Raw genomic sequence first — 23,407 nt, 5'->3', positions numbered from 1 at the left:
GCTCCTTCATCTTGACCTTCGCCGGGCCCGGACGACTGATGAGAGCGCTGAACCAGTCAAAAACCAGTTGTTGAGATATTCTCCGGGCATCGCGCGAATCTCGAGTTCACACTCCAGGGTCATTCGCGCCACCAGAAGCGAGCCTGAGCTCGCCGATTTCGCATAGTCAGCACTCCAAAACCCTGGTTATTGTGCTTCCTGTCCGAACGTCATTGACGAGGCGAGAGACGGAAGGAAGTTGTTAGATGCTTACAAAACGGGAGTTGCTCCGCTCTGCTGCAATCGCGGGGCTCGCGTCCGCTACGTTGGTATCCACTGACGTGCATGCCCAAAACAGACCGGAATGGCCGAGTATTTTTGAGGCGAAGGACATCGCCGAAGAAGGTTTCATCTTCGGCTTGCCGCTCGTGATGAACTATGCGGTGATGCAGGAATTCGCGGTTGATAGGAATTCGGGGCAGTTCAAGGCGCCTTTCAACGAAATCAACAACCAGCATCGCGTCGCTACCCCGGAGGACACCGCTGTCATTACCCCGAACAGCGACACTCCTTACTCGTTGCTCTGGCTGGATCTCCGCGCTGAAGCAATCGTTGTCTCGGTCCCGATGACTGAAAAGGACCGTTACTACTCGGTCCAGTTCATCGACGGCAATACCTACAATTTTGGCTACATCGGCACACGAGCCACTGGGAGCGCGGCGGGTGACTATCTGCTGGTTGCTCCGGGCTGGAAGGGTGAAACGCCCAGCGGGGTCAAGCAGGTCTTTCAATCAACGACCCCGTTCGCGCTCGCGATTTTCCGTACTCAGCTCTTCAATCCTGGCGATATGTCGAACGTCGAGAAGGTTCAGTCCGGGTACAAGGCGCAGCCGCTTTCTGCATACCGTAGACAACCCGCGCCGCCCGCCGCGCCCCCGATCGACTTTCTTCCTGCCACCACGGCTGGCATCAAAGGTAACTTTTTCCAATATCTCGACGCGGCGCTGCAATTTGTCCCCGAGACAGCGAGAGACAAATCGATCCGTGCGAAACTTGCAAAGATCGGCATCGGGCCCGGCAAGACTTTCGCGTTCAAAGATCTATCGGTCGAACACAAAGCCGAAATCCTTCTGGGGATGAAGCGGGGTGAGGAGAAGGTAGACTCATGGCTATCCGCCGGAAACAAAAACATCGACGGCTGGAATGTTGGTTCGTTCTTTGGCGACGAGACCTTCTACAACGGCGATTGGGTCATGCGAGCGGGCGCTGCCAAGGGCGGTCTATACGGCAATGATGCTGTCGAAGCCATGTATCCCTATACCCGAGTGGACGCGAGTGGTGAGCCGCTCGACAGCAGCAAGCACAACTACACAATCACCTTCGCGTCGGGCCAGCTGCCGCCAGTAAATGCGTTCTGGTCAGTTACGATGTACGATGGCAAGAGCCAGCTACTGGTCAAGAACCGGCTCAATCGGTACCTCATCAACTCTCCAATGATGTCGACAATGAAAAAGGACGCGGACGGCTCCCTGACGCTGTACATTCAAAAGGACAGTCCCGGCGCGGACAAGGAGGCGAATTGGCTCCCTGCGCCCGATGACAGGATCTATCTCGTGATGCGCCTGTACTGGCCAAACCCTATGCCGCCGTCGATCCTGCCAGCTGGCGAAGGGACGTGGAGGCCGCCCGGTGTGAAGCGTGTCTGATGGAAGTCATGCGTCGATAGAAAATTATCTGCTGCGGGTCGAAATGCGAAGAACTCAGCGCAGGGTGGCCGCTTTTTTCTTCAGCGAGGAGATAGGCTACTGACAGCCCCTTGGCGTTATGACGGAATGAAACACACTTGGTACGTCACTTTCGAAGTTCCGCCGGATGGCACGGTCTCGAGACGGCGACATCCCCGCTTAACCAAGACGTTTGAAACCGAATCAGAAGCCAAGGAGTTTGCACGAGCCAAGTTGAACGGCGGATTGATCGTTACGGCAGGGACTATCCTCCCGCACCAGCCAAGAGCGTCAATCCCGTCGGAGAATATTCCGGTCTGGCTCGAAGCTGACCAATTACATGACTAACCATCGGACAGTAAACCGGGATCTTGAAGATGTCGGAAGCCAAAACGAATCCGTCACCGCAACGTTGCTGATGCCCGACTGCGCGTCAGAACAGGCCGGGGATCAACATCGCGGCAGGAGGGGAAAGCTGGAGATGGCGCTAGTCGCCTCCTTCAAGGACGTTGCACTTACCAGATGAATTCTGCTGGGAGCGCTCACGCCACATCGGCCATCCGTAGGCTCGGTCGCGCGGTGGCTCGGAACAACGTAGCCGAAGGTGTTTCCCCAAACATCGCGCGGTAATTCACCGAGAAGCGCCCCAGCTCCCAGAATCCGTGCTCCATGGCAATTCTTGTCACCGTTGTCGTGGAAGAACCGGCTTGCAAGAGTGCACGGCGAACAAGGTGCATTCTCCTCAGCGCGAGGTAGCGGATAGGACCCATACCGAGATGTATTTCGCAGGCGGCGCGAAGGCTGCGCTCCGCAGCTCCGATCGCTCCGCATATGTCTCCTAAATAAAGCGGCACGTTTGGGTTAGCTTCGAGATATTCATGGAATTTTGCGATTATCCGAGCCTGACGCAGGCCGCAGTTAATGGATCGACTAGAGGCGCTCTCGGTGAGACACCTGACCAATAGATGGATGAACTGGTTCTCCAAAGAGCGCGCCGCCTCGTTGACGATAAGAATCTCGGGCGCGTTCGCAGCGATTTGGCCCACTATCTCATGCAGGTTCAGCAGCCGCGACATCATAGCAGCATCTGGCCGAACAAGCTGCCTTTGCGAAGAGCTCGAAAACAAATCGCAACCGGCTATGACTTGGCAAGCAGCATCAAGTCTGGGCATCTCAAGAGATATCGATCCTAGACGAAACTCGGCCTCGGTCTGCTGGTGTATCTCGTCACTGTCATTGACGATAATGGTCCCAGACGAAACGTCCATCCCGCAGTGCCGCATACTAGCTGGGGACGATGACGTCAGGAATGTAAGTACGCTGCGTCCGGGCTTGATGAACCCGGAGTTGATCGTGGGCAAATTGTGGAAGAAGCGTTGGAGCAATAGCTCGCCTAGGCGAACCTTGGTCAGTTCCCCTTTGAAGGAACTGCCGGACGTGGGTAGCACCTCGAAATTCGCAGTCGTGATCGCGGCCTGGTAACAAAGTGGATCTTCAAAACTGAGGGTCGCACTCCGATCCATCTTCTCCTCCGCAGTTTTCGGCACACGTGTTGAGTGTGGCGCGTGTTTCTTATCGGACGGTTCGGGTTAGCGGCTCGGCCGCGGGCTCCAAATCAAGCGATCTGGTTGGCCACCCTTTTGCTTCAAGGTTTGAGGGGGTCGGGGAGGGTTATGGGCACGGAGCCAGAGCAGCCGATCAAGCTGACAGCGGACGAGTGCGACAAAGTCGCCGACGCACTGGCCGACCAAGCTGCCGGTCTGCCGGCCGGTCAAAAACAACTTGAAATAGTGAATTTGGCGCATTGCTGTCGCCATCTTGCGAGATGAAGCGTTTGGTCGCCCGGAACGTGAATTGATGGATCAAGAGTTGTCTTCGCGCCCGCTGTGGAGTGCGGGTGTGCCGCCGCCGCAGCGAAGGTATCTACGTGAGGAAGATATTCGGCCAAACCGCACCGCTGAATTGGACCAAGGTCCCACATTGGCAGAGCCGAAGGATATGGGGCGCTGGGCTCTATCCAATGCGGCTTTGTCCCGCCACGGCCCCAAGCCGAGTTCACGACTCGACAGTTCCCGAATGAATGCTCTATTCTCGCCCAAGTTTCGAATGGACGAGCTCCGTGAAAGCCTGCGATCGGGGTGGTTGGCCGGCTGCTAGGTACGCGCGCTTTTGGCGCGGCGTATTTTTGCTGATTTTTTTCGCGCCTTGGATTTTCATCGCGCAATCTCAGGCTGAAGATGCATCGCGGCGGGTCTTAGTTCTTCACTCATACAATTATACGTTCCCGGCTACTGCAATGGTTTCGGATGCGGTCCGGAAGCGCTTTCTGGAACGTTCTGCCGAGCGGATCGAAATCGACGCCGAATATTTGGATTTGGCCCGACGTCCGGATGAGGCCCACGCCTCACGAATGGCCAATTTCCTTCGCGAAAAATACGACGGCGTACATTTTGACCTCCTGTTCGTGATCGGCGTCTCGGCGATACCTTTCATCCTGAAGTATCGCGACGTGGTCGGCCCGGCGGTTCCCGTCGTATTCTCGGATGTCACCCGGTCGACTTACGAAGCGCTGCAGCTGCCGCCGGACATCACCGGCGTGATCAATAACTCCTACCCCGGAAAGACACTTGAGCTTGCAGAAAGGCTTCAGCCCCAGGCACGTCGCTTAGTGGTGATTAGCGGGACCGATACCGTTGATCTCCGCTGGCGTGAAATCGCACGCACGGCGATCGAAAGCCAAAATGCCGGGCCTGAGGTGCTCTACTGGTCCAACCTCACATACGCGGAATTGCTCCGCGATGTTTCGCAGCTGCCAAGAGACAGCATTGTCATGATTCTTACCTTTTTCGCAGATCGCGAAGGCAAACGCTTCATCCCAAGAGATGTGGCTGCCGCTGTGGCGAAAGCTTCCGCCGCTCCGGTCTACGGGATCTTCGATACCTATATCGGCGCCGGGATCGTTGGAGGGTACACAGACACATTCGAATCTCTGGGCATAACTGCCGCTGACATGGCGCTTGATATACTTTCGGGTACCGAGGTGACAAAGGTACCTCCAAAATCCAATCCCAAGCCCGCCTTCCGTACTGACGCGCGGGCTATGAAGAAGTGGGGCCTCAAAGAAAGTGACCTTCCGCTCGGCAGCATTGTGCTCTTCAAGGAGCCGACTCTCTGGAGTGAGCATCGCTACCTCGTACTGAGCACGATCTTGATTGTCGGATTGCAGGCATCCTTCGTCGTCGCATTGCTGTTCCAACGACGCCGGCGCCATCAAGCTGAAATCTCGCTCAAGGAAAGCGAGGAGCGAATGAGCTTCACCGCGGCTTCGGTAAATGTGGGCCTATGGCAGTTTGATGGAAGTACCAACGAAATGTGGACGACTGAGCATTGCCGAGCAATGTTCGGACTCGTGGGTGACCTGCCGCTTACTCGCGATGCGTTTTTGGAGGTCGTACACCCTAACGACCGCGATGTCGCACTCGCCGCGATCCGCCAAATTAGGAATCCCGGGGAACCTGCCGTAACGCGAGTTCGTGTTATATCAGAAGGGCGGGTCCGGTGGATCAGCATCCGGACGCGTGTGCGCCCAGACGATCATGGAGCTCCGAACCGATTTAGCGGAATCTTCGTTGATGTCACCGAACAGAAGGCCGTCGAGGCCGAAGCGGAGTTGCAACGACAGGAAGTCACGCACTTGATGAGGGTTTCCGTTCTGGGTGAGCTCTCCGGCGCGATCGCGCACGAAGTCAACCAGCCACTCACGGCGATCTTATCGAACGCGCAGGCGGCGCTCTATCTGCTGGCTGACGATCCCCCCAACGTCGCGGAGGTTGGAGACGCGCTGCAGGATATTGTGCAAGATGTTAACCGGGCGGGCGAAGTCATTTATCGGCTGCGAAGCCTGCTGAAGAAGGGCCAGGCGGAACTGGAATCTGTCAGTATGAACGCATTGATCGATCAGACGGTCGCGTTGCTTCGGAGCGAAATGATCGATCGCCGCATTGTGGTCAACATGGATCTTGCGGCCGCTTTGCCTCATCTCTTAGGCGATGCCATCCAATTGCAGCAGGTTCTCTTAAACCTTCTCGTGAACGCAATGGACGCGATGGCTTCAACCGAGGGGACGCGGATGATCACGGTATCCAGCCGGGCAACGCAGGGATGCATTGAGGTTTTTGTCAGAGATCGGGGACCAGGGATTGAGGTTGCCCAGGCAGGCCGATTGTTCGAGCCGTTCTTCACCACAAAGAACCATGGCCTTGGACTTGGATTGACGATCTGCTCCAGCATCATTGAAGCGCATGGAGGAAAGATTGTCGTGGCCAATGACAGTACTGGTGGCGTCGTCGCCACCATATTGCTCCCAACGCAAGAAGTCCTTGCGGAGGCTTGAATGAAAGATCCGGCGTTCACGATTTTTCTTGTTGATGATGACACGAGGGTGCTGAATGCGTTGTCGCGGCTGTTACGGGCGCGAAACTTCAGCCTCAAGGCATTCACGTCTGCGCCGATGTTTCTGGCCGAACACGATGGGTCGGTACCCGGCTGTGCGATCCTCGATGTGTCTATGCCGGGATTAAATGGGCTAGAGTTGCAGCAGACCTTGACTGCAGCAGGTTCGCAAAGGCCAATCATCTTCCTAACTGGCAAGGGCGACATACCGACCAGCGTCCGCGCGATGCGTGCGGGTGCGATCGACTTCCTGACCAAGCCGGTTAAGGAAACAGAATTGTTGACTGCGATCGCACGAGCCGAGAAACAGGATGCGGCGACCCGTGCCGCTATCGTTGAGATCGACGAGATCAAGGTACGGCTCGCGATGCTGACACCGCGGGAGCGCGAGGTTCTGACCCAGGTAGTCGCCGGCCGCCTCAACAAGCAGATCGCGGGGGACCTCGGTACTGCGGAGAAGACGATCAAGGTGCACCGCGGGCGGGTGATGATGAAACTCGGGGTACGCTCGGTAGCGGACCTCGTAAGGCTGACGGAAAAAGCGCGGATCTAGTGCCGAGTGGTACCAAAGTGATGTTGGTCCAAGGGCCAACTCGACAGCCCACAACCCTGACGCCGATAGTGTCGCCATGGGAGACAACTCGGGCTGCATCGCGATTGTGGATGACGACCCTTTCGTGCTGAGGGCTCTCGAGCGCTTGTTAAGGGCTCGCGCGCTCAAGGTTAGGACATACACCTCCGCTCGGGACTTTCTGACCAGCCTGCCGCTCGGAGTACCAGTGTGCCTGATTGTCGACCTGCAGATGCCCGAAATGAGCGGCCTTGAGCTTCAGCACCAACTCACTCGCTCAGGGATCTGGATTCCGACCATCGTCATCACGGCTCACAACGAGGCCAGCGCTCGCGAACGCTGCGAAGCCGCTGGGTGCGCGGCTTTCCTTACCAAGCCGCTGCAACCTGCGTCCCTGCTGGTCGCCATCGAAACTGCGACGAACACCAAGATGTAAGCTTCGCCCATAGACCGTCGGCGACCTTGGTGTACAGAGGTAAAAACGGGCTACCCGACTTCTGTTTTAAGGGTCAGGAGCGCCAGTTTGCCCAATCCCGCAAGCTTTCGGTCCGTCCCTATCAACCGGCATTCAGTTGGGTTGCATCAACGGCAGTGATGGGCCGGAATTAGAGCCACATTGGACAAGCTATTACGTTCGCGCCATACTGCCGCAGCTATCAAAGCGGCCGGCTGGGATGACAATGTTCATTTTCCGAGCTCGAGCCAAAGGGACGGCGCAAGAGCTGGGTTTTGCCGATGTGGTTCGATCGTACTGTTGCCTGATGCTAGTGCCGGCTTTGGTATGTGTCTCCGGTCCCGTCCTGGCTTGGCTCAGGATCCTAGCGACAGCAATGGTGGATCCGGACCGACTTCGTGGCCTAATGTTTATTTGGACTAGAGAACGAACTACGCCACGGTGCCCGCCAATACACTTTCGATCGGCTTCAGCGGTCCTTCGCTGTCAACCGCCAGCGCGGCGCTTCGAATCCGCTCGGATCTGTCGAGTTCATCGCGACTTGCGAGCTTTCCGGCACCATCGTCGCCATCGACCCAAAGCATCGCACTTGACATTCCGCTGACGGTCGATGTTAGCGACGCCGTTTCATTGTATGGCGGTTTCACGGCGAGCGCTTTGCAAAGTGGTACGTCTGACTGGTCGTCCCTTGCGATCTCTAGCTGGAACGTGGGTTTCCAAGCTGACCTTTATCAGCAGAATAGCGGATCGATACCAACGATTACACTGCAGACCACCATCACGAGATCGGGGCCGGATTCGGCCCAACAACTGGAAATTCACGGGCCGCCCGGGCGTTCAATAGTTCGGCGGAGCGCAACTGCTGAACCTGGCGACAGTGCCATCCTTTACTCAGCCAATTGTACGGTTCGACCTCGTCTGGATGGACGATAACGATAATCGCCTGTTTGGCATCACAGCCCAGATTGCATGGACACCAAAGCCTGCCTATCAGCTGACGATTAGAACGCCGCTATACTTCGTCAGAAACTGAGGCGCCGGGCGGCGCCATCTTGTCGACGACACGGCGCGGCGGATACCGGCCGCCTGAGGTCAATTGGGCAATGACCTATTGACAGACATGTCGAAGGCCGTCAGGCCCCTTGAAATAGGTGCCGGGGCGGCAAACGATGCCATTACGAGTGGCATAGGTGTTCCAGTTGCCGTGCCAGCCCATCTCGCCGGCATTGGCGTAAGAGTTGCCCCATCCGCCAACCGTAGCACCTGCTGCCGCAGCGACGGGCTGGCTATTGGCGCGCCGCGTTGATTGTCGATATCGATAGCCGGTGGTAGGGGTCGCCCCAGTCCCAAGTCCCGTGCAGCTTGCGAATTCAGCTTGGCACATGTCTGGATTAGAGAGGGCCGATTGTGCCGATGCAGCAGAGCCGGACAGGGCTGATGCCACAATCACGGTCGCGCCCAGAACCCTTAGATTCATCATGGCTTGCTCCTAGTGATCGCACGTGGCGCGAGATTGCCACCTGAAGAGGGTACCAACAGGTGCGGGCCTGGCTATGCTACTTCGGCTACTGCGCTGCAAAAAGGGCTTCGCTTTGTGAGGAACTAGCTCTCTCCGCATGCTGAGGGAGCGACAGCACCGGCCACAATCACATCAAGCGCACTCTTATCCTGCTCGTGCACTCGTCTCGTCGGCCATCACGGGCGTCGTCTTAGGTCGGACGAGATGCCCGGACGCGCGAAACCGAAAGTTTTCAGATGAAGCAAACGTTGTTGCCGAACTAGCATAGTGGCGAGAGGCAGGCTCCCCTAATCTAGTTTCAAAGTAGCGGTGCGCCTGTATGTTCACGTTCCGAACGTCGATAACGCTTGCTGTGGCGTCTTTTGTGGTCGCGCTTGCAGGTTTATTGATTGCGATTCAGGTTCGATCTCTGCGCTTGGCAACGCACGAAGCGGCTTCAGCCTATATGGACGCAGCAAGCGCCAAGGCTTTGGGCCGCTTGCATAGTGAGTTGAGCTCCATCTCTTCAATTGTGAACGTGCTTGCTACTAGTTCGAGCGTAGCGGATTCGGATGACCGATCCGAAACGGGCAGGGCGATCCCCCTGTTCAAGGCCGCACTGCACGAAATGCCGCAGATGGACAGCATCTACGTCGGCTTTGCGAATGGCGCCTGGTTACAAGTGCGGCGCACCAGCGATCTCACTGAGGACCAGCGCGCAAAGCTGCGAGCACCGGCCAACGCTGACATCGTGATTAATCTCGTACGGCCCACGGCGGCAGGCGAGCTGCCGATGCGCCGGGTGTTCCAAGATCGGCAGGGCAGCGAAGTCGACGAAATCGATTTCTGGAAATACGGCTACGATGCTCGGACGCGGCCTTGGTACACCCAGACCATGAAGATCGGCCGGACCTTTGTCACCGAGCCGTATCTTTCCTTCAATCTTGGCGCACCAGTGATGACTGTGGCTGCGCCCTTGCAGGGCAAGGTCACCGGGGTACTCGCGGCCGATCTTAAGCTCGATAGCTTCAGCGCTTTCGTCCAGGCCCAGCGCCCAGGACCACATGGCACCGCAACGATCTTCGACCAAGCTGGCTCCCTGATCGCCCATCCTGACTTTGTGGAATTACTCGATAATGCGATGATCGATCCCGCGCGATCGCAGCTACCCAACATCGGCGAAATCAAAGATGAACTCGTTGCCTCTGTGCTGCGGATGTCACGCAATCTCGGCGTGGACGAAGGTTCGGTCGAAGATAACCGGGGGCACGGTTATCTTTTTAGATTGACGAGTTTCACCTTGAGCGATGGCTACAGCGCCAGCATATTGCTGGTGGCGGCGCAGGATGATTTTGTCCAGAATGTCAGGAAGGTACAGTTCACGGGCTTGATCTTGGCGATCGTCGTTGGCGCGGCATTCATCCCGATGGTCTGGATTTTCGGCAATCGCATGGCGCGTTCCTTAAACGCTATTGCTGCGCAGGCCGGAAAACTTCAGAATCTGGCTCAGCCTGATCCAGTGCCAGTAACATCCTACATTGCAGAGATACACGATCTAGGCAGTACCGTGAATTTGGCGCAGCGTGCGATATGGTCGTTTGCGCATTTCGTTCCAAAAGAGATAGTGCGCGGCGTGCTGGACAACTCCATCTCCACTAGGCTCGGAGGGATCAAACAGGAGATCACGTTGATCTTTACGGACGTTCAGGGCTTCACGACGATCGCGGAATCGGTCGACCCCGACTTGTTGATGCAACAGACCTCGCGCTACTTCTCGGCCCTAAGCCAAGCCTTCCTCGCCGAAGGTGGTACAATCGACAAGTTTATCGGTGACGCGGTGATGGTATTCTGGAACGCGCCCGCTGCGCAACCTGATCATGTCGCTCGTGCCTGCCGTGCGGCACTGGCAGCCAGAGCTGCCGGGGAGCGACTCAACGCTGAGTTCGCGGCGGAAGGGTGGAAGCCATTCATCACGCGGTTCGGTATTCATGTTGGAGAGGCCGTCGTTGGAAATGTCGGATCAACTGAGCGAATGAACTACACAGCTCTCGGCAACACAGTGAACCTTGCTGCTCGGCTCGAAGGACTCAACAAGCAGGTCGGTACGACAATCCTAGTGAGCGAAGCCGTCTACTCGCGCGTTCGCGATCAATTTAGATTTAGGGCCCTCGATGCGGTCATGGCGAAGGGGATGTCCACTGAAACGCGCATCTACGGGCTCGATGGAGCGTCCGCATGAAATTCGCTTCGATCTGGCGCGGCCTGCTGTGGGCGATGCTCGCTCTTTCTGGTCCGCTGGGTCATGCTTCCGAAGAGACCATCAAGGTGGGCATTCTGCATTCGTTGTCCGGAACCATGGCGATCAGCGAGTCCGTTCTCAAGGATACGGTTCTGATGATGATTGCGGACCAGAACAAAAAGGGGGGCTTGCTGGGGAAAAAATTGGAGCCAGTAGTCGTAGACCCTGCTTCGAATTGGGAAGCTTTCGCCGAAAAAGCTCGCGAGATGCTCACGGTGGACAAGGTCGCCGTCGTATTCGGCTGCTGGACCTCCGTGTCCCGAAAAGCGGCAACACCCGTTTTCGAACAGTTGAATGGCCTGCTCTTCTATCCCGTTCAGTATGAGGGCGAGGAGAGTTCGCGTAACATCTTCTACAGTGGCGCCGCGCCGAGCCAGCAGGCAATTCCGGCGGTTCGGTATTTAATGAGCAAGGAGGGCGGCCAAGTTCGCAGATGGGTATTGCTCGGCACCGACTATGTCTATCCGCACACCACCAACAAGATCCTGAGCGCCTATCTGTACAGCGAAGGCGTAGCTCCCGAGGATATCACGACGATCTACACGCCCTTTGGGCAATCAGAGTGGCGCGAGATTGTCGGAAGGATCAAGGCGTTCGGTTCGAAAGGGAAACGGACGGCTGTCATCTCGACCATTAATGGAGACGCCAACACCTCTTTTTACCGTGAGCTGATCGCTCAACAGGTCAGCGCTACGACCCTCCCTGTTATGGCGCTCTCGATCGGAGACCGCGAATTGCATCAAATCGGCGCTGACAGGCTGGCTGGTCAAATGGCGGCATGGAACTATTTTCAGTCTATCAAGTCGCCAGAAAACGACGCGTTTGTCAAAATGTGGACCGACTTCAACGGGCAGCGTGACAGCATGACAAATGATCCGATGGAAGCCACTTTCGTCGGTTTTCGAATGTGGGCCCAGGCGGTCAGCCAAGCCGGCACTGTTGAAGTGAACGCCGTCCGTCAAGCGATGTACGGTCAGCGAGTGAAAGCGCCCAGCGGCTTCGAGGTTGTGATGAACACCAATCACCATCTGTCCAAGCCTGCCATGGTTGGTAAGATAAATTCTGCAGGAACGTTCGACGTAGTTTGGCGATCGATCTCACCAATCAAACCGTCGGTTTGGAGCCGATACATTCCCGCAAGCGCGAGACTGACAGCCGACTGGAGTTTTCCCTGGGTTTGCGGGGGGTGCGCCGAACCCACATTCAAGGACTGGTGAGAAGGTCTCGTTCGCACTTATCGTCGGATTCGAATGAGCTTATCCGATTCCGCCGCGGAGCAGCGCGACGCCCAAGCTGACGTCAGTCGCTAAAGGACACGGTCGCTGGGGAGGTCAGATGATCAAAGCCATAGTTGTCCGCCGCGAACCGACGCAACGTGATCGAGGGCGGTTCTCCGAACATCGTTCGGTAAGCCGCCGCAAATCGCCCCAGTTCCCAGAAGCCATGATCGGTGGCAATCTTTGTGACTGTCGAGCATGAAGGATCAGCCCTGAGCAGCGCGCGACGGACCAGATGCAATCTTCGCAGAGTCAAATAGCGGATGGGTCCCATCCCCAGATGTTCTTCGCAGGCCACTCGAAGTGTTCGCTCGGCCACGCCGATCGCGGTGCAGATATCAGCTAAATACAACGGCTGCACGGGATTTGCTTCGAGGAATTCCTCGAACCGCGCAACTATCCGCCCGTGACGATGGTTGGCGCCTTCTACTTTCGACGTTAAGCCCTCAGTGAGGCACTTGATCATAGTGTACGTTATGTTGTGCTCTAAGGCCCGGGCCACCTCTGGGAGTTCGAGAAGGTTTGGTGTCGCGATGGCCATCTTGCCAATTAATTCGTGCTGTTGTTGCAATTGCCGCATAAGGACCGAACTTGGCCGGACCAAATATTCCAACTCCACTCCAGAAAACTCATCACCCGCGATAGCCCTGCACGCGGCCTCGAAATCGCCAGGGGCCAGTGACATCGCTCCAAAGCGGCAGTCCCCTTCGGTTCTGTGATGCACTACGTCGTAATTGCAGACAACGATTTCGTTGAGCGAAAGATCTCTGCCGCGATGGAGAAACGTCGGCTGCTCGCCGGTAAGAAAGGCGATAACCCTTCGACCAGAGGTGATCTGGCTCGTGTAGACTTGCGGCAGCGTAACGTCGAAGCGCTGCATCATTAGCCGATTGAATGTCACCTGGGTCAGTTCGGCGCGGAAGTCCCCCTTTTTTGTTAGCAGCAGCTTGTTGTCCGACCCTCGGATAGACTGCTGGAAAGGGAATGGATCGTCAAAATTGAAAACACGACTCCAGGCCATAGGCTGCTCAACACTTTCCATTGCTAAATACGTCCGGAGATCTAATTTGTGCTCCCTGCGAAGTATTTGATGCCGCATTAAAAATCTTATTAGCGGCCGAGAGAGGACTTCGCTTTTGCGTGAGTTCAGCAAGCTATCTTTGCCTACACGCAAAACGTGCGGACAAGTTAAAGCTGGGAAGGACGTTGACTATGCAAAAACGGCGGGAAAAGGCGGTGGCGCCGGCTTTAAGAAGCGATGCGATCCATCGGGTGCTATGCCGCCTTACATGCTGAGTAAGCTAGTTTGAGCCGCGGAGGAACATTCGCTTCATCTGGCCAAGGGTCCCGTAAGCTTCCAGGCGCTCATTCCGATGTCCGCATGGCATGCCTGCAGCTTCCTGACAGAGGGCTTGCGCCAATTCGTCGCACTGCTCAGCGCTAAAGCATTGGTCTTGCTGATGCATCATAGCCTCGCGGTCAATTTCGTTGATTCCGATGGCGCTTTTCCTGGACATTTCCGTTCCGATTTGATGCTTTATGTCACGGTTGAGTCACATGGACTATGCGACTGCGGCGGTTTGCTCCAAATTCCCGATTCTGCCGAATTTGCATAGACTTTCTGCCGGTCATTCACGAATATCGTCTGCTCTACAGCCTTCGCGTGTGGCGTTTGTGGGGGTCAAAATGCCCTGGAGCAAAGTCCTTGTATTCAACGATCCGGCTCAATACGCGACGAGCGTACGTTCCGCGGAGATACAGATTTTCCCGACGACCAAAGGGGATTTTCGGGCTGAGTTGACTCAAGTTACATTGAATGAACTGTGGATGCAGCGCTTTGCGGAGTGCTTGCCACGCGTGCACAGGGGTACGATTAGCCCAGGCCGTCAGGTTTATACTTTTCTGACAAACGAACAGCCCGAGGTGCACAGCCGGGGACGACTATTATCGCTGGGGGAAATGTGTGTCCACGATTATGACGTGCAACATGTCAAAACCTCCGGGGATTATAGGTTTGGGGGGTCTCCCTAAGACCAGAGGCGCTGGCTACGACCTGGAGGGCATTGGTCGGATCCGAATTCAATCCGCACAAGGGCGCGCGGTTCATACGGCCGAATTCTGGATTAATGAGCCGATTCCTGAACCTTCATGCGATTGCCGGAGGGTTGGCGAAGAGCGCGCCCGACCTCTTCACACAGCCGGAAGTGGCTCACGCGATTGAGCAGCATCTGCTGCACGCGCTGATAAACTGTTTAGCTGATTGTGAGGCCTCCAACATTGGAACAGGTTTGCTGCGCCACGGAATCATCCTCGGACGTTTCGAAGAGTATTTGGAAGCGAATCCAAATACTCCGTTGCATTTGAGCGAAGTTTGCGCAGCCATTGGGGTGGCAGAGCGAACGCTTCGCGCCGCATGCGAGGAGCATCTCGGGATGGGACCCATTCGATATCTGACGTTGCGGAGAATGCATCTCGTCCGCCATGCCTTGCGGCAAGCCGCTCCTGATGCAAAGACCGTTACCCAAGTGGCGACCGCGCACGGGTTTTGTGAATTGGGGCGGTTCGCTGTAGCTTATCGGCAGATGTTTGACGAATCACCAATTGCAACCCTTCGCAAAACACCAGACTCTTGGCAGGAAAAGGTAAGCCGTCCCTTGAAGCTAGTGTCGTAAGTTCGTCAAAGGCTCTACCGATGGATTTGGAAGAGCCGTCGGGCCGCAGGCGGTGCGCTGTCGATCAGTTTCCCAATACGGTGTGCCCACTGTACAGGTTATTGCCGGGAATACTCAGGCTGCCGTTTGCCCATGCCCAGCCGAGTTGCCACCAATCTAGAAGCCTTACCAATTACAAGGTGGTGCGCCCCTGAAGGTTCGCTCCAACAGCTAACGATCAGACAAAGGGCGCGCGAGGCCTATTCAGTCGCGTCATCTTTACGCGGATTTTGAACCGCCTGTGCCCCGTTCAGCAACTATTCCGAATGCAAAATTGGCTTCTAACGGCGGTCGCCTTTGCGCGCGCAATCGTTTGGTTTGCCGAACTCGCATAGTAACGCGCAGCCCCCCGCGCTAATTTGATCAGTCAACAGGCCGCGGCATGATTGCACGCATTCAGGACGAAGTGCTCCGGTCTAGCGCGAGATTTACGAAGACTCCGTCATAAGCAGCCGCCGAATTTCTCGCGCGAGGATCAACAAGGACGCGACCTATGTCGAATTACGACGGAAATGCACCCGCTGCCCCCCTTTCTCCGAACGCTACAGCGATTGACGTCGGCCTCCGCGCTTTCATGTTACGGGTCTACAACTATATGGCTGCCGGGGTTGCTTTAACGGGCGTCATGGCGCTGCTGACCTATCAGTTCAGCGGTCCGGAATTACTTCAAAGTCCGCTGATGTGGGTGCTGATGCTGGCTCCCCTGGCGCTGGTGTTCTTCATCAGTGCACGAATCAACACGATGTCGGTGGAAACCGCGAGAGGATTGTTTTTCCTCTATGCGGCGCTTGTCGGAATCTCCCTGTCGACCATCTTTCACATCTACACGGAGTCTTCGATCACACGGGTGTTCTTTGTCTCGGCCGCCGCCTTTGGTGCGCTTAGCATGTGGGGTTACACGACCCGGCGCAACTTGTCGGGTGCCGGCACCTTTCTTTTCATGGGCTTGATCGGCATCATTGTTGCCAGCCTGGTGAATTTGTTTCTGAGATCTAGCGGGCTGGATTGGATGATCTCCGTCATCGGTGTCGGCGTGTTCGCAGGTCTCACAGCGTACGATACCCAACGGATCAAGGAGATGTACGAAGGTGGCGATGACAGAACGTCGACAGGCCGCAAGGCGGTGATCGGCGCACTGTCGCTTTATCTAAACTTCATCAATCTGTTCATGATGATGCTGCGCCTCATGGGCGGCCGGCGTTAGCATCTGGACTAATTGGCGTGCGCGGCGCCCAGATCCCTCAAACGTCTCACGGGAAGAATTCATTGGGAATCAGGAGGGTGTGCAACTAAGCCGAGCGAGAGGCCCTGAGTTGTAGATGAGAAACAGGTCGCCCGTATAATGGAAGTCTTCTCCAACGAATTCCTTTGTCACAAACTTGAGCTGGATCTTGTTATTACTGGTAACACGGAGAGGGAGTTTATTATTTGCCATGATCAGCGACATCCCGTCCCTGCCATCCAGCGTGACGTTCAGGTCGACTGGTTTTGGTTGAATGGCCGGATCCAGCATCTGTTGAACGATTTGACCTTTGCATAAAAATTGCTGGCCTGCGGCATAGCTTGGCCCGATCATCGTCATCAGCATGGCCAGGCTAACCGCAAATTGAATTGCTTGCATTTTAGCATCCCTAAAATTCGAAGATCGTCGTGACTGGAAGATGTAAGCCATTGCTGATCGCGGGCTTGCCGAATGGCCCGATCTCGACGAGCAGGGGGCCGCTTTTAGTACAGATGGTCCAATACACCGCAGTGATGGCCGATTTGCCACGTCGAGTGTGGACCGATGCGTAGAAAGCAGTATGCAAATCCGGCCATTTCCGGCTTTTGCACCTCCGTGACGCTACACCGAAACGTTGAAAGTGACTCGCGAAGGCCGAGCCACAAGTTGCGGCGTCGCTGATCGTGATAACTGCGCCCGGAGCAAGCGCGCAGGCCGACCGGGTGACGCTGCGCCACCGACGAAGTGTGGGCTGCCTGATATCTGGCGGCACGTCTAATGGTCTAAAGGCAGTATCGAGCCTGACGTTCCGCTTGGCATGCTAGACCGAGTCAGCGCACGCCGAGCACTGCTTTGGAAAAGCGCGGCCAGCTATTTCTTGCTGCTGCCATCACCGTGCCCCAGAACCAACGCCGCCCCATCCTGGCCGTGCTTTTTCAGATCGGCCAAAATTCCGAGATCGGACAAATCGAGCCTATGCGAATGTTTCCAGTCGCGCCGCGAGACCTGGACCAACCGTTTGATCACAGGCTTGGATTTGGTCGCGATCGCCAGCTCGCGTCGCGAGTCGAAACTTCCCGGGCTCAGATTGATTGATCCGACAATTGCTTCTTTCCCATCCGCAATCAGAATCTTGCCGTGAAGCTTAAGCCCCTGCAACAGATGCACCTTCGCTCCAACGTCGTGCATGATGCGCAAGCCGCCGATCCCTTCGGCGAGCTTCTTGCCGCCTAGCTTATGTGGAGCTCGAGCCATGATCTTGACGCGAACGCCGCGGTTCACAGCACGTACCAGCCTTTCTACAATCACCGTGTCCTGATAACGTTCATTTTGCAGCCAGAGCGTCTTTTTCGCTTTATCGATCACATTCGCGATACGCTCGCGCCCGTTGTTCGGACACCAAATTAGGTGCGACTTCGGATCTGGCTTGAATGGTTTGCGGGTCCAATCAGCGTCGAAACACCGTACCATTTCCCGAACTTCGCTCTTCTTGGTCGTCGTGACCGCATAGTCTCTGGTTTCCGTGAGATCACGAGGCTCCCAATTCAGGGACTCTACAAAACCGATCTTGTCGTCGATGACCATTGATTTTTGATGCGTTAACGCGAACGCCGCGCTGCTGTCCCGCACTTCGACGCCCGCTGCCAAAAGTGCCTTTCTAGCCTTCGCGTTTTCACTCTTCCCGTTGCGCCTTGCGGGATTCAACATGACACGGACATTGACACCGCGTTCCTTGGCTGCGATCACCGCTTTCAATAGGGTCGGTTCGGTGAACAGAAACATCCTGATATTTAAGGAGCGCCTGGCGGCGCTGATCGGATCCAGAATTGCCGAGATGGTATCGTCCGGAAGAACGATAAGTCTGTGGGGCATGGTGTTGCTCCGTACTTTAGCCGGCTCGATAACTAGGCCGCGTTTGCTGATGCCGATGCCGGTTCGTATTGAATTCGGTGCAGCTCGGCATAGACGCCGTTGCGCGCGAGAAGTTCGCTGTGAGAACCCTCCTCGGCAACCACGCCATCCTTTAGAACGACGATTTTGTCTGCCTGGCTTATCGTGCTGAGGCGATGAGCAATCATGATGACGGTGCGGCCCTTCATCAATTGTCGTAGCCCCTCGATCACGAGGCGTTCGGATTCGGTATCGAGCGCGGCGGTCGGTTCATCCAGGATCATGATCGGACTGTTCCGAATTACAGCCCGGGCAATACCGATCCGTTGCCGCTGACCGCCAGAAAGAGTGTCTCCTCGTTCTCCGACGACGGTATCGTAACCGTGGGGCATACGGCTGATGAACTCGTCGGCGTTGGCAATTGTCGCCGCCGCGATGATTTCTTCGTCGGTTGCTCCGGGACGCCCGTAGGCGATATTTTCGCGAATGGTCCCGCGGAACAGGACCGTCTCCTGCAGGACGAATCCGACCTGAGACCGCAGCGCCGCCAACTTGAAAGTAGCCACGTCGTTTCCATCGACGAGAATGCGGCCACCGCTGGGATCATAAAAGCGCGGGAGCAAGCTCAGAATGGTAGATTTTCCAGACCCGGTAGGGCCGACAATGCCGATGACTTGGCCGGGTTCGATGTTGAACGAAACGTCCCGAAGTACCTGAACTTCGTCGCTATAGCCGAACGCGATATTCTCGAAAGAAATGGCGCCCTTAACGCGGCCTGGATCCACTGCCTCGGGATGTTCGCGAATGACAGCGTCGGCCAGGAGGATTTTCTGGATGCGCTCGAGCGCGACAGTTGTCTGTGCAATCGCGCTCGTCATGCTGGCGAGATCTTTCACAGGCTTGAAGAACTTTGCGAGATAGGCGAGGTAAACAGTAAGCGCGCCGGTTGTCATCACCCCCGCGACAATCAAGCCCGTACCTCTCCACAGTACGATTGCAGTGCAGAACGCAACTACGATGCTGACCATAGGCGACAGCAGCGATTTTACCTGCCGAGCCTTCAGAGCGGCCTCGACGGTAGCGTGACTCGCAGCCTCAAGATGAGCGGTCTCAAGGTCCTGTCGTCCAAATGCCTTCACAGCGCGCACGGATCCGAGGCCCTCTTGAACTACTGCGACAAGCTCGCTCTGCTTGATTCGGACGATACGCGTGACCTCCTTTACAGCTTTCTTGAAATGCATCACGGCCGTCAGGAGGAAGGGCGTCACTGCAAGGGCGATCAGGGTGAAGTCCCAGTCTAGCCAAAACATCAATCCCACCATGAAAATGATGGTAATGACATCAACGACGATGCTTAGCGTTGACGAAGACGCGAAACTCTGGATTGTCGCGACGTCACTTGTAATGGTTGACATTAGCGTGCCCGTCTTGGCGGTATCGTAGAAGCGGAGCGACAATCGATGCAGGTGTTCGTAAATCCGGATCCGCAGATCGTTCGCAACCCATTGTCCGATGCTGGTGGTGTAGTAATTGTCGATGTATGTGGCGAGCGCGCTTATGATTGCGATGACCAGCGTCGCGGCGCCCGCGAACATGGCCACACCGAGCGTGTGGCGTCCGAAGCCATAGTCATGTGCCCATGCCAGCCAGTCGGGCAATCTATGCTTTCCGAGTGCGTCGTCGAGCACGAGCTTTAGGGGCCAAGGCGCCGCCAGACTGGCCGCAATCTCGAGCAGCATCGCTGCGAAAACAATAGCGAGCCAGCCGCGATAAGGTCGGAGCAATCCGAGCACGAGACGCGTCATTTTGCTGTCCCCATCAGCAAGAGTCGTAATCATGCGGGCCGAGTGCTTGAGTGAATGTCCGCCGGGAGGATGTTCGCCGGTGCTGCAGCTAGGGGCTATGCAGAATCGGCCGTTCGCCGAAAATCGGCATAGTGCCTACCTGAGTTGGCAAAACCTCAGGAGGCGCCTTCCGCCCGAGAAGCCCAGCCGTCAATCCAGCCTGTGTCATTGCGTCTGCCGAAGTTGCATAGACGTCGTACGCAGAGCGTGGCTAACTGGCGTAGCGGTCCGGAAGTGTTCTGACCCGCTTCGCAGGGGGCGCTTGCTACCAAGAGAAAAGCGCACTGACATGAGCTTTTGTTAGCGATCGAGACTGCCGCTGGCGCCTTCGTTGAGGGCAGCTCTTCGGCAAAAAAGCGCTACTTCTAGGAGAATACGAAATGCCTTTTTCAGTGGCTATGATCGCTCTGAGCACACAACTGGTTGTGGCGGTAGCGGACGGTGTGCCGGCGTTTGACATGGCAAGAAGCTGCAAGCTCGATTTGGCTGCGACATCCGGACTGTCCGATACCCAATCGCTCCGGGCGTGCATCAGGGATGAACAGGGAGCGCGAAAGCAATTAGCCCAGCGATGGTCGACGTTCCCGGCCTCGAGCAAAGCGGAATGCATTCCCCAGGAGTCGATCGGGGGCACTCCCAGTTACGTCAGCTTGCAAACGTGCCTGCAAATGAACCAATGGGACAAGTAGACTTCTTTGAGTTCGGGTTGACGAGTATAGCGCACCGTCGACAGCGCGTTGAGATCGGCGGCAGTCTCGACATCGGCCGCTGCTGAAAAGCCATCACGGGGCAGTTTTACTCGCTTGTTAGTGAGAGACAGGTACATTCGCCGCGAATTAGAGCAACGGTAGGACATAGTCGCTACACGGAAACCCGCCGGAAGCGTGCGCGCACCGAACTCACGTCATCGAATTGCTTGCTGTGGTCGCAAATCGGCGTCGATGTCCTGTCGTGTCTCCGCCCAAATCGTATGGAGATAAACGTGATGCAAAGAACCAGCGGAATCCGCATGACCCAGCTTAGTGCGGGCGAGTGTGGTACTTGGACCAGCCCAAGCCTAGAAGTTCAATCACCCAGTGCGCTCCTGGGAAGTATGCGGAGGTTGAGGGCGGCGGGTGTGCCCTGCACAGGATGCGTTTCCAGGATGGGCGATATGCCGGCGCGATAGGATCTGAAGCATGAACGGGGGCCGGAAGAATTTCTAAGCGGCTCATCCGCCTCCCGGCGGATAAGAGCGTGCTTGCTTGATTAGACTTTGTGGCAAGCAGACGCTCGTAGCTCCGGGCTTACTTGTTCGGAGCATGGACCGGCGCGTGCCGAAATCGCATAGACGCGCAAACGAACGTTCGTAAGGTCGTGTCGTCGTAGTGCGAGAGGTTTCAGATGTACGCAAGCAGCCGAACAACTTTCGCATCAACGCTGCTTGCGGGCAGCATGTTCGGCGGACGCATTCGAGGGCATCGGCCGTGGCGAATCGCTTTCAAGCCGATGTACTGCTGGGTGAAGCCGGTTCGCGCGATAGCACGGCGTTTTGAGTATACCGCAACAGACGATATGGCACTGATCGCCCCGGGTGCCTTTCGGCACCGCTGGTCCTAGTGCACTGCTCAGTTCTCACGCGGAAACAGGATCAATTGTCCGGGCTCAGAAAGGTGCTCCCATGAAGATCTCTGCTGGATTGCGCTTTACGTCCTGTGTGGCGCTACTAGCCGTAATGGGGTCGACGACCGCGTTTGCGCAGCAGCGCAACAAGCCCAACGTCGTCTTTATCCTGGCTGACAATGTCGGCTACGGCGACCTCGGATCGTACGGCGGAGGCCAGCTGCGCGGAGCTCCGACGCCGCGCCTCGATGCGCTTGCCCAAGAGGGACTCCGTCTCACGCAGTTTTTGGTCGAACCGGCCTGCACGCCCTCCCGTGCGGCACTTATGACGGGCCAGTACTCGATTCGCAGTGGGCTTTCGCTGATCGCCATTGAAGGCAGCCCCTATACACTTCCTGCAAACGCCTTCACGATGGGGGAATTGTTCAAGAACGTGGGTTATGCCACCGCGATCTTTGGGAAATGGCATCTCGGAAGCGCCCCCCAAAGCCTGCCGACGGCGCACGGATTCGACGAGTTCTACGGTATTCCGCCTGACATTAGCTGGGATGCAGCAACATACCCCGCAACGATCGCTCTCACGCATTCGATCGACGAGCCTTATGATGCGTTGCTGAGAGCAGGGCCCCATATCGTCGAGGGGAAGGCTAAGGGGTCCTTGCAGACCGTCAAGCCATTCACCGAAGAGGTGCGCGCCAACATCGACAATGAGCTGGTGGACAAATCAGTCGATTTCATGCGGCGTCAAAAAGCCGCCGCGATGCCCTTCTTCCTCTACCTTCCCTTTTCCATGGGGCACTTTCCGAACCTGCCTTCTCAGCAATTCAAGGGCAAATCGCGGATTGGTAACTATGGCGACAAGCTGATGGAAGGCGATTATCACGTCGGCGAGATTCTCGACACGCTCAAGGAACTTGGACTCGAGGACAACACGATTGTCGTCTTTGCTTCCGACAATGGCCCGCAAGGACAAACCGCGCGCGAACACGGCAATCAGGGGACGCCCGACATGGGCAGTTCCGGGCCGTTCCGCGGTGAATTGGGCGAAGTGACCGAAGGAGCGATACGGACAGCGGCGATCATCCGCTGGCCTGGCAGGGTCAGGCCGGGAACGACTACATACGCCATGTTCTCCATCATGGACTTCCTGCCGACGTTCTCACATATCGTGGGAGGCACGATGCCAGCGGACCGAGCGATTGACGGCATCGATCAGTTCGATCTCCTGATCGGCGCTGCGGCCACGGGTCGTCGCGAAAGCATGTTGAGCTTTATCGGAGGAGAGCTCGTCGCCACGCGCTGGAAGCAGTGGCGCATTTACTTTACCGACGTTCACCCCACCGGTATCGGCCCGCAGCGGCAGCCGGGAATGTTCTCCGCCGGTGCTCCAATGGCCGGTTACCCGAAGATTTTCAACATTGAGATGGATCCTCACGAGGACCTCATTGTGGCTGCGATGTTTGGCTGGGTGTCGGGGCCGGCGCTCAAAACTGTCGAAGACTACAAGGCAACGACAAGGCGATATCCCAATCCGCCGGCGCCGAACATCACACAATTTGGCAGTGGCGGCTGATCCGGAGCGGCATCATCAAGCGGATAGCGGAACACCGGCGCGACACCAGCGGCCAGACGGAAGCCGATGCGCAGCGCAGGTCTGCCGGTCCATCGTCATCCGGGCGCCGGTGAGCGCGCCGAGCGGTGCGGCAATCGGCCGGATAGGTCGTCGCAGGATATGCAAAGCTGGCATTGTCACGGCAACGAGCATTCAGAACTCATGCACGTAGCTCCACGGGGAACCGCCACCGAGAAAGATGAACGAAGTTTATCCCATGTTGTAGCGCAAGCTTCCCCTCGATGGCCTGATCGCGAGCACCGCCAGAAGGG

Annotated in this window: 16 protein-coding genes; 10 read left to right on the top strand and 6 right to left on the bottom strand. The window is 56.6% G+C overall.

Annotated features, from left to right (window positions below):
• Positions 1–245 precede the first annotated feature (245 nt).
• A complete protein-coding gene (locus tag GWG67_RS06810) occupies positions 246–1,685 on the top strand; it encodes a DUF1254 domain-containing protein (RefSeq protein WP_275168342.1) in 1,440 nt (479 codons plus the stop codon).
• 560 nt (positions 1,686–2,245) lie between these two features.
• Here GWG67_RS06810 and GWG67_RS06800 read toward each other — a convergent pair.
• A complete protein-coding gene (locus GWG67_RS06800) occupies positions 2,246–3,226 on the bottom strand; it encodes a helix-turn-helix domain-containing protein (RefSeq protein WP_275168340.1) in 981 nt (326 codons plus the stop codon).
• 596 nt (positions 3,227–3,822) lie between these two features.
• Here GWG67_RS06800 and GWG67_RS06795 point away from each other — a divergent pair.
• The 3 genes from GWG67_RS06795 (at position 3,823) to GWG67_RS06785 (ending at position 7,162) form a co-directional block, all read left to right on the top strand.
• Complete coding sequence (locus tag GWG67_RS06795; RefSeq protein WP_275168339.1) at positions 3,823–6,096, top strand: ATP-binding protein; 2,274 nt, start codon at positions 3,823–3,825, stop codon at positions 6,094–6,096.
• Positions 6,097–6,708, top strand: a complete 612-nt coding sequence (locus GWG67_RS06790; RefSeq protein WP_275168338.1) for a response regulator transcription factor — start codon at positions 6,097–6,099, stop codon at positions 6,706–6,708.
• A gap of 76 nt (positions 6,709–6,784) precedes the next feature.
• A complete protein-coding gene (locus GWG67_RS06785; RefSeq protein ID WP_275168337.1) occupies positions 6,785–7,162 on the top strand; it encodes a response regulator transcription factor in 378 nt (125 codons plus the stop codon).
• Between the two features lie 1,126 nt (positions 7,163–8,288).
• Here the strand turns inward: GWG67_RS06785 and GWG67_RS06775 are convergent.
• The gene (locus GWG67_RS06775) at positions 8,289–8,660 is read right to left on the bottom strand and encodes a hypothetical protein (RefSeq protein WP_275168336.1); all 372 of its coding nucleotides are present in this window, start codon (positions 8,658–8,660) and stop codon (positions 8,289–8,291) included.
• Positions 8,661–9,018: 358 nt separating this feature from the next.
• On the opposite strand from GWG67_RS06775, the gene GWG67_RS06770 reads away from it, so the two are divergent.
• The gene (locus GWG67_RS06770) at positions 9,019–10,917 is read left to right on the top strand and encodes an adenylate/guanylate cyclase domain-containing protein (protein WP_275168335.1); all 1,899 of its coding nucleotides are present in this window, start codon (positions 9,019–9,021) and stop codon (positions 10,915–10,917) included.
• 35 nt (positions 10,918–10,952) lie between these two features.
• Positions 10,953–12,194: an urea ABC transporter substrate-binding protein gene (urtA, locus tag GWG67_RS06765; RefSeq protein ID WP_275168413.1), complete on the top strand. Its 1,242-nt coding sequence runs from the start codon at positions 10,953–10,955 to the stop codon at positions 12,192–12,194.
• 82 nt (positions 12,195–12,276) lie between these two features.
• Here the strand turns inward: urtA and GWG67_RS06760 are convergent, their stop codons facing one another.
• Positions 12,277–13,296: a helix-turn-helix domain-containing protein gene (locus tag GWG67_RS06760; protein ID WP_275168334.1), complete on the bottom strand. Its 1,020-nt coding sequence runs from the start codon at positions 13,294–13,296 to the stop codon at positions 12,277–12,279.
• A gap of 331 nt (positions 13,297–13,627) precedes the next feature.
• On the opposite strand from GWG67_RS06760, the gene GWG67_RS06755 reads away from it, so the two are divergent.
• The 3 genes from GWG67_RS06755 (at position 13,628) to GWG67_RS06745 (ending at position 16,169) form a co-directional block, all read left to right on the top strand.
• Positions 13,628–13,870 (top strand): hypothetical protein, encoded by a 243-nt coding sequence (locus tag GWG67_RS06755; protein ID WP_275168333.1) that lies wholly within the window; start codon positions 13,628–13,630, stop codon positions 13,868–13,870.
• A gap of 510 nt (positions 13,871–14,380) precedes the next feature.
• Positions 14,381–14,926, top strand: a complete 546-nt coding sequence (locus tag GWG67_RS06750; protein WP_275168332.1) for a helix-turn-helix domain-containing protein — start codon at positions 14,381–14,383, stop codon at positions 14,924–14,926.
• A 532-nt stretch (positions 14,927–15,458) separates the two neighbouring features.
• Positions 15,459–16,169 (top strand): Bax inhibitor-1/YccA family protein, encoded by a 711-nt coding sequence (locus tag GWG67_RS06745; RefSeq protein WP_275168331.1) that lies wholly within the window; start codon positions 15,459–15,461, stop codon positions 16,167–16,169.
• Between the two features lie 69 nt (positions 16,170–16,238).
• On the opposite strand, the gene GWG67_RS06740 is transcribed toward GWG67_RS06745, so the two are convergent.
• From GWG67_RS06740 to GWG67_RS06730, 3 genes are all read right to left on the bottom strand, one after another.
• On the bottom strand, positions 16,239–16,586 hold the full coding sequence (locus tag GWG67_RS06740) for a hypothetical protein (protein ID WP_275168330.1): 348 nt from the start codon (positions 16,584–16,586) through the stop codon (positions 16,239–16,241).
• 471 nt (positions 16,587–17,057) lie between these two features.
• On the bottom strand, positions 17,058–18,059 hold the full coding sequence (locus GWG67_RS06735; protein ID WP_275168329.1) for a phosphatidylserine/phosphatidylglycerophosphate/cardiolipin synthase family protein: 1,002 nt from the start codon (positions 18,057–18,059) through the stop codon (positions 17,058–17,060).
• Between the two features lie 32 nt (positions 18,060–18,091).
• Positions 18,092–19,882, bottom strand: a complete 1,791-nt coding sequence (locus GWG67_RS06730) for an ABC transporter ATP-binding protein (RefSeq protein WP_275168328.1) — start codon at positions 19,880–19,882, stop codon at positions 18,092–18,094.
• A 1,699-nt stretch (positions 19,883–21,581) separates the two neighbouring features.
• Here GWG67_RS06730 and GWG67_RS06725 point away from each other — a divergent pair.
• Positions 21,582–23,096 (top strand): arylsulfatase, encoded by a 1,515-nt coding sequence (locus tag GWG67_RS06725; protein WP_275168327.1) that lies wholly within the window; start codon positions 21,582–21,584, stop codon positions 23,094–23,096.
• The last annotated feature ends 311 nt before the right edge of the window (positions 23,097–23,407 follow it).

Source organism: Bradyrhizobium sp. CSS354 (genome assembly GCF_029051725.1).
GTDB lineage: Bacteria > Pseudomonadota > Alphaproteobacteria > Rhizobiales > Xanthobacteraceae > Bradyrhizobium.
The sequence above is the reverse complement of the archived record's forward strand: the minus strand, read 5'-3'. Positions and strand labels throughout refer to the sequence as shown.